Origin of the sequence: Kitasatospora albolonga (assembly GCF_039535905.1) — a bacterium.
GTDB classification, from domain to species: Bacteria; Actinomycetota; Actinomycetes; order Streptomycetales; family Streptomycetaceae; genus Kitasatospora; species Kitasatospora albolonga.
In genome coordinates this window covers 140,319-147,271 of sequence record NZ_BAAAYB010000138.1, presented here as the reverse complement: position 1 = coordinate 147,271, position 6,953 = coordinate 140,319, and the positions used below count along the sequence as shown (strand labels likewise).

The window sequence follows — 6,953 nt, the reverse complement described above, 5'->3', positions numbered from 1 at the left end:
ACGAAGCTCAGCAGCGCCTGCAGCTCGCCCTCGGCGTCGTGGCACTCCAGCATCACGCAGCGGCCGTCGCCCGGATCGCCCAGGCGGCCGAGCGCCATCGAGAAGCCGCGCTCGGTGGCGCCGTCCCGCCAGTGGTCCGCCTTCTCCACCAGCTCGGCCATCTCGGCCTCGGGGATCTCCTCGTGCCGGCGGATCCGGACGGTGTACCGGCCCGCTTGACCCGGTTGTACGCCTGCCGGACCACCCGCATCGCCCGGCCGTCCAGCGAGAACTCGTCCAGCTCGACGATCGCCTCGTCACCCAGCTCCAGCGCGTCCAGCCCGTGCCGGGCGTAGATCACCCCGGCCTCCTCGGAGGCGCCCATCACCGCGGGGGCCCAGGCGTGCTCGCGGGCCTCGGCCAGCCAGCACTCGATCGCCCTCCTTCGACGCGTTGCGACGAGAGTAGGCACCGCCCCGGCCCCCGGCAAGGGACTTTCCGGGGCGGCCGGCCCCGGGGTCAGCGGCCTGGGCGAGGGCCGTCAGCAGCCGGCCTCGGGGTAGGTCAGGGCGGCGGCGGGCAGCGCGGCGGTGCGGCCGGTGTGCAGCACCGTCAGGGTGCCGGAGCCCTCCGGGGTCCCGTCGGCGATCCGGCGCAGCGCCTGGGCGGCGACCGCGTCGGCCGAGCCGTGGAAGACCGGCCGGGAGCCCCGGGCGTCCACGGCGTCCCGGATCTGATCCACCACCAGCTCGTAGTGGGTGCAGCCGAGCACCAGCACGTCCGTCCCCGCCGGGGTGCGGGAGGCCGCGTCGGCCACGGCGGCGGCGATGTCCGCCGCGTCGGCCCGTTCGACCGCGTCGGCCAGGCCCGGGCAGGCCACCTCGGTGATCTCGGCCGAGCCGCCGAACTCCCGGATCAGGCCGCGCTGGTAGGGGCTTCCGGTGGTCGCGGGGGTGGCCCAGATCGCCACCCGGCCGCCCCGGGCGGCGGCCGGCTGATCGCCGGGACGGTGCCGATCACCGGCAGCCGCGGCTCCAGCTCGGCCCGGATCGCGTCCAGTGCGTGCACCGAGGCGGTGTTGCAGGCCACCACCAGGGCGTCCGGCTCCAGCTCGGCGGCGGCCCGCGCGCAGGCCAGCGCGTGCTCGCTGAGGTCCTCGGGCGTCCGGGGGCCCAGGGCATCCCGTCCGGGTCGGAGGAGAGCACCAGGTCGGCGTCGGGGCGCAGCCGCCGCAGGGCCGCGGCGGCGGCGAGCAGGCCGATTCCGGAGTCCATCAGTGCGATCTTCACAGCTCACGACTCTACTGGACCGGCCCCGCCGCCCGGCCGCCGGTGACTGCTCCGGGGCGGGCCTTCCAAGGACCGGACGGGCGTTGGCACGGGGTGGGCGCGCTGTGTGAGGGTGCCTGCCATGCCTACCTTCAGCTCCTACGACGGGACCGCGCTCCACTACGAACTCCTCGGCGAGGGGCCGCCCTTGCTGGTGCTCCCGGGCGGCCCCGGGATGGACCTGCGCTACCTGGGCGGGCTCGGCGGCCTGACGGACCGTCGGCGGCTGGTTCTGCTCGACCCCCGGGCCACCGGCCGTTCGGCGGTACCGGCCGACCGGGGCACGGTGGCCTTCACCGAGCAGGCCCGGGACGTCGAGGCGCTGCGCGCGCACCTCGGCCTGCCGGCGGTCGACCTGCTCGGGCACTCGGCCGGCTGCCTGATCGCCCAGGAGTACGCGGCCGCCCACCCCGGTCGGTTGCGGCGGCTGGTCCTGGTCACCCCGGTGGGGCGGGCCGCCCGGGAGCCGGACGAGGCGGAGCTCGCGGAGCTGCGGGCCGCCCGCTCCGGCGAGCCCTGGTACCCGGACGCCGCCGAGGCCCACCGGCTGCTCACCGGGGGCGGGCTCACCGGGGAGGCGGCGGCCGAGTCGGGGCGGCGGACGCACCCCTTCTCCTGGCACCACTGGGACGACGCCCGGCAGGCCGAGCACCGCCCCGAGCACGGCTCCCCGCACGCCTGGCTGCGCGCCGCCTACTACGCGGGCGCGGCCACCCCTGCCGACGAGGAGCGGCGGCTGGCACGGCTGGCGGCGGTACGGGCGCCGGTGCTGGTGCTGGCCGGGGCCTCCGACGGCCTGATCGGCACCGCCCCGGCCCGGGCGGCGGCCGCGCTCTACCCGCACGCCCGGCTGGAACTGATGGACCGTTCGGGCCACCGGCCCTGGGTGGAGGAGCCCGGCCGGTTCGTGGAGCTGGTCGCGGGCTTCCTCGACTTGCCCGATCCGGCAGACTTGAACACGTTCAATTAATCTGCCACGCTGGCGGACGACGACGGTGCCGACCGTCGCGGACCGGGGGGTGGGCACGGTGGGGCTGATCGCTGGCGTGATTCTGTTCGTGGTGATCCCGGGGGTGTACTTCCTGGCCCCCGCCTACATGGCGGGCCTGCTCGCGGTCGTGCTCACCCGTCGACTGCCCTGGTACCTGCGGGTCCTGGCGATGCTGGTGCTCCCCGCCCTGAGCGCGCTGCTGTGCCGGACCCTGGTCGAGGGCTTCGGAGTCGCCCGCACGATGACCGGCACCGTGATCGCCGGCCTGCTGGTCTCCCTGGCCGCCCTCCAGTGGGAGGACCGGCGAAGGGCACGGCACCCGGCAGCGGTCGCCCGTCCGGCGGTGCGGTGACGCTCGGCGGGCAGGGGCCGGTGGCAGACTGGCGAGGGTGACGGTGCTGCTGTGGGTCTCGGTGGTGTCCCTGGCCTCCTGGGTGTGGCTGACGGTGGGTCAGGGGTTCTTCTGGCGGACCGACCAGCGGCTGCCCCGGCGGGTGGAGCCGGAGCGGTGGCCCTCGGTGGTGGTGCTGGTGCCGGCCCGGGACGAGGCCGAGGTGCTCCCGGAGTCACTGCCGAGCGTGCTGGCGCAGCGGTACCCGGGGTCCGCCCGGGTGGTGCTGATCGACGATCACAGCACGGACGGCACGGGCGAGCTGGCGCACCGGCTGGGCGCGGCGGGCGGGCTGCCGCTGACCGTCACCACCCCTCCCCCGCTGCCGGCCGGCTGGACGGGCAAGCTCTGGGCCCTGCGGCACGGGGTCGAACTGGCCGACGGGGCCGATTACCTGCTGCTGACGGACGCGGACATCGCGCACGGCCCGGACTCGCTGGCCGCACTGGTCGCCGCCGCCGAGGGGCACGGGCTGGACCTGGTCTCGCAGATGGCCCGGCTGAGGGTGGTGACCGGCTGGGAGCGGCTGGTGGTGCCGGCCTTCGTGTACTTCTTCGCGCAGCTGTACCCCTTCCGGTGGAGCAACCGGCCCGGCTCCCGTACCGCGGCCGCGGCCGGGGGCTGTTCGCTGGTGCGGCGCGAGGCGCTGGAGCGGGCCGGCGGGATCGCGGCGATCCGGGGGGCGGTGATCGACGACGTCTCGCTGGCGCGGGCCGTGAAGCGCGGCGGCGGACGGACCTGGCTGGGGCTGGCCGAGCAGGTGGACAGCGTCCGGCCGTACCCGGAGCTGGGGCAGCTGTGGCGGATGGTGTCGCGCAGCGCGTACGCCCAACTGCGGCACTCGGTCTGGCTGTTGGCGGGGACGGTGGTGGGGCTGGCACTGGTGTACCTGGTGCCGCCGGTGGCCCTGCTGGCCGGCGGCGGGCTCACCGCGCTGTGCGGCGGCCTGGCCTGGGCCCTGATGACCGGGACCTACCTGCCGATGGTGCGGTACTACCGGCAGCCGGTGTGGGCGGCGCTGCTGCTGCCGTTCACCGCACTGCTCTACCTGCTGATGACGGTGGACTCGGCGGTGCAGCACTGGCGGGGGCGCGGCGCGGCGTGGAAGGGCCGCACCTACGGCAAACCCCTGGCGGCGGACGAGCAGGCACGGACAGACTGAGCCGATGGACCCTCGCATGCGCTTCCGGATCGCCCACTCCCACCACCCGATCGCCGCGCCGCTCTCCGACGAGTCGGTCGAGCGGCTCCTCGCCCGGGCGCTGCCGGCCCGGGACGGCCGGCTGCTGGACCTGGGCTGCGGCGAAGGGGCCTGGCTGCTGCGCGCCCTGACGGCCCGTCCGGGGCTGCGGGCGGTCGGGGTGGACCTGGACGACGCGGCGCTGGGGCGGGCGCGGGAGCGGGCGGAGGCGCTCGGGGTGGCCCGGCGGATCGGGCTGCACCACCGGGACGTGCGCAAGCAGGTGGCGGAGCAGCCGTTCGACGTGGTGCTGTGCGTCGGCACCGAGCACGCCTTCGGCGGGGTGGAGCCGACCCTGGAGGCCGTCGGGGAGCTGCTGCGGCCGGGCGGGGTCGCGCTGCTCGGCGTCTGTTTCTGGGAGCGGAAGCCCGAGGCCGCCGCACTGAAAGCGCTCGGCGTGCCCGCGAGGGAGTACACCGACCTGCCCGAGCTGGTCGCCCGGATCACGCGGGCGGGCTGGGCCCCGATCGACGCCCACGTCTCCTCGCAGGCCGAGTGGGACGCCTACGAGTGGTCCTGGACCGGCTCCCTGACGGAGTGGGCCCTCACCCACCCCGAGCACCCGGACGCCGCTGACGCCCTGGCGACCGCCACCGAGCACCGCGACGGCTGGTTGAACGGCTACCGCGGCACCCTGGGCTTCGCGACACTGCTCCTGCGCAGGGCGTGATCCCGGGGGCGCGGGGGAACCGCAGCACCCTCGGGCTGGCGAAGGTGGTCACCCCGGGGGCGCGAGGAACTGCGCGCGGGGGAACGGCAGCACCTGCAACTGGCTGACGGTGGATCAGTTGCCGATGAGCCGCCTTCCGACCCGCGCAGTTCCTCGCGCCCCCGGCAACACCACGTACCTTCCTCGCGCCCTCGCCGGTCACGCCAGCACTTCGGCCACTGTCCGGCGGGCGATGGTGGCCAGGGTGGGGTTGGTGGTGCGGTAGTGCGCCCAGGTGGGGAGGGCGAAGGCGAGGGCCCAGCCGCGGGCGCGGAGCCAGGTGGCGTCGTCGGGGGCCGCGGCGGCGCGGAAGGCCGGGCGGGTGCCGGCGTCGAGCAGGGCCCAGGCGGGAAGGAGGTCGCAGGCGGGGTCGCCGACTCCGCCGCAGCCGAAGTCGATGACGGCGGTGAGGCGGCCGTCGTGGGCGAGCAGGTTGCCGGGCAGCAGGTCGCCGTGGGTCCAGACCGGGGGGCCGTCCCAGGCGGGGGCGGCGAGGGCGTCCTCCCAGTCGGCGAGGACGGCGGCCGGGTCGACCAGGGCGCCGAGGGCACGGGCCGCGCCGCAGACCTCCTCGTCGCGGGCGGACAGCGGCCCGGCCCGGTAGCCGGCGGGGCCGCCTTCCGAGGGGACGTCGCGCAGGGCGGCGACGAAGGCGCCGAGGGAGCGGGCGACGGGGGCGAGGTCGGCGAGGGGGTGGTCGAAGAGGTTCGCCCCCGGGAGCCAGCGCTGGACGGACCAGGGGTGGGGGAAGTCCGGGACCGGCGCGCCCAGGGCGACCGGGGCCGGGACGGTGAGCGGGAGGTGCGGGGCGAGCCGGGGCAGCCAGTGCTGCTCCTTGGCGACGTCCGGGACCGCACCGGGGATGCGGGGCAGCCGGACCACCAGCTCCTCGCCGAGCCGGTACATCGCGTTGTCGGTGCCCGAGGAGCGGACGGGGGTGATCGCGAGCCCGGCCCAGTGCGGGAACTGACCGTCGATCAGTCTCCGCACCAGGCCGGGGTCGGTGTCGAACTCGTCAGGGTTCATGCGTGTGCCCATGGGCCCATCCCAGCCGCCGGGGCGGGCCCGCGTCCAACGGATTCCCGCCGCCGGCCGAAGCGTCGGCCGACGGGCCGTCAGCGGCCGAGCATCCGCAGGGCGGTGGGCTTGCTGTACTCGAACCTGGTCATCTGCTCCAGGTCGCGGAACCAGCTGGACGGCCCGGGCGGGGTGGCCAGGACCTCGCGGTAGAGCTCCTCGAAGGCGGTGGTGATGCTGTCGAGGGAGAACCGGCCGACCACCCAGTCGCGGCCCCAACTCCCGAGCGAGGCGCGGAGTGCGGGGTCGTCGAGCAGTGGCCGGAGCTGGGCGGCCAGCACCTCGGGGCGGCGGGTGCCGTCGCCGAAGCCGTACATGCAGCGGGAGGCGTGCGGCTCGACCAGCGGGCCGGGCTCGTGCAGGGCGGTGTAGCCGTCCGCGCCGTGCACCACCACGGGCTTGCCGAAGGCGAGGCCGCGCAGGGCGGAGCCGCCCATGCCGAGGACCACGTCGGCGGCCTGGTACGCCGGTCTGGGGTCGGCCAACTGCCCTGGGACGAGCACCGCCTGACGGCCCAGGTCGCCGTTGACCTCGTCGGCCACCGCGCGCATCCGGTCCAGGCTGGGGCCGGCGCCGACCACGACCAGCCGGACCCTCGGGTCGGCCAGCTCGCGGACGGCACGGGCGGTGAGCAGCGCGCCCTCGTCCTTCTCCAGGTCGGGCACCATCCGGGTGACGATGGAGAGCAGCAACTCGTCGTCGGAGATGCCGTGTTCCTTGCGGAACTCCTCGCCGTCCACCACCCCGGGGGCGTCGGTGAGGGTGTTGACGGGGGGTTCGATCAGCCGGACGTCCCGGTGGCCGAAGGCCCGCCCCTCCCCCATCATCGCGCCGAGGCCGAGCACCAGGGGCTGATGCCGGGGCAGGCCGCGCAGCATCCGGATGCCGTAGAAGGTGGTGACCACCGGGATCCGGCCGAGGCGGCCGGGCCCGAAGAAGGAGTTGCGGGCGGCCCGCACCTCCCAGGCGTGCACCAGCTGGCTGCCGTGCTCCTCGGCGACCCGGGTGAGCCGCTGCCGGACCACCCGGTTCGGGGTGTCCGGGCCGCCCTCGACGACCAGTTCGAGGTCGTGCGAGGCGGCCAGTTCGACGAGTGGTGCGGGGCCGTCGATGCCCTGGGCGAACAGCACCGGGTGGTGCCCGCGGTCGCGCATGGTGCGGGCGATGTCCACGGCGTTCAACTGGGCGCCACCCAGCGCCAGGTTGTTGAGGTGGACCAGGACCCGGAGACCGGTCAC

6 protein-coding genes and 2 pseudogenes are annotated in these 6,953 nt (G+C 75.8%); 4 read left to right on the top strand and 4 right to left on the bottom strand.

What is annotated here, in order from left to right; all coding sequences use genetic code 11:
• Both ABD946_RS34160 and ABD946_RS34155 read right to left on the bottom strand, forming a co-directional pair.
• Nucleotides 1–418 (bottom strand): annotated as a pseudogene (locus ABD946_RS34160) (phosphatidylglycerol lysyltransferase domain-containing protein); the annotation flags it as partial.
• A gap of 102 nt (nucleotides 419–520) precedes the next feature.
• A pseudogene (locus tag ABD946_RS34155) lies at nucleotides 521–1,268 on the bottom strand (glutamate racemase).
• A 121-nt stretch (nucleotides 1,269–1,389) separates the two neighbouring features.
• Here ABD946_RS34155 and ABD946_RS34150 point away from each other — a divergent pair.
• The 4 genes from ABD946_RS34150 (at nucleotide 1,390) to ABD946_RS34135 (ending at nucleotide 4,599) form a co-directional block, all read left to right on the top strand.
• On the top strand, nucleotides 1,390–2,277 hold the full coding sequence (locus ABD946_RS34150) for an alpha/beta fold hydrolase (protein WP_345279379.1): 888 nt from the start codon (nucleotides 1,390–1,392) through the stop codon (nucleotides 2,275–2,277).
• 76 nt (nucleotides 2,278–2,353) lie between these two features.
• Nucleotides 2,354–2,650, top strand: coding sequence for a hypothetical protein (locus ABD946_RS34145; RefSeq protein ID WP_345279377.1), 297 nt, complete (start codon nucleotides 2,354–2,356; stop codon nucleotides 2,648–2,650).
• Nucleotides 2,651–2,687: 37 nt separating this feature from the next.
• Nucleotides 2,688–3,851, top strand: coding sequence for a glycosyltransferase (locus ABD946_RS34140; RefSeq protein WP_345289546.1), 1,164 nt, complete (start codon nucleotides 2,688–2,690; stop codon nucleotides 3,849–3,851).
• 4 nt (nucleotides 3,852–3,855) lie between these two features.
• Complete coding sequence (locus ABD946_RS34135; RefSeq protein ID WP_345289545.1) at nucleotides 3,856–4,599, top strand: SAM-dependent methyltransferase; 744 nt, start codon at nucleotides 3,856–3,858, stop codon at nucleotides 4,597–4,599.
• 198 nt (nucleotides 4,600–4,797) lie between these two features.
• Here the strand turns inward: ABD946_RS34135 and ABD946_RS34130 are convergent, their stop codons facing one another.
• Both ABD946_RS34130 and ABD946_RS34125 read right to left on the bottom strand, forming a co-directional pair.
• A complete protein-coding gene (locus ABD946_RS34130) occupies nucleotides 4,798–5,676 on the bottom strand; it encodes an aminoglycoside phosphotransferase family protein (RefSeq protein WP_345289543.1) in 879 nt (292 codons plus the stop codon).
• Between the two features lie 77 nt (nucleotides 5,677–5,753).
• Nucleotides 5,754–6,953, bottom strand: a complete 1,200-nt coding sequence (locus ABD946_RS34125) for a glycosyltransferase family 4 protein (RefSeq protein ID WP_345289542.1) — start codon at nucleotides 6,951–6,953, stop codon at nucleotides 5,754–5,756.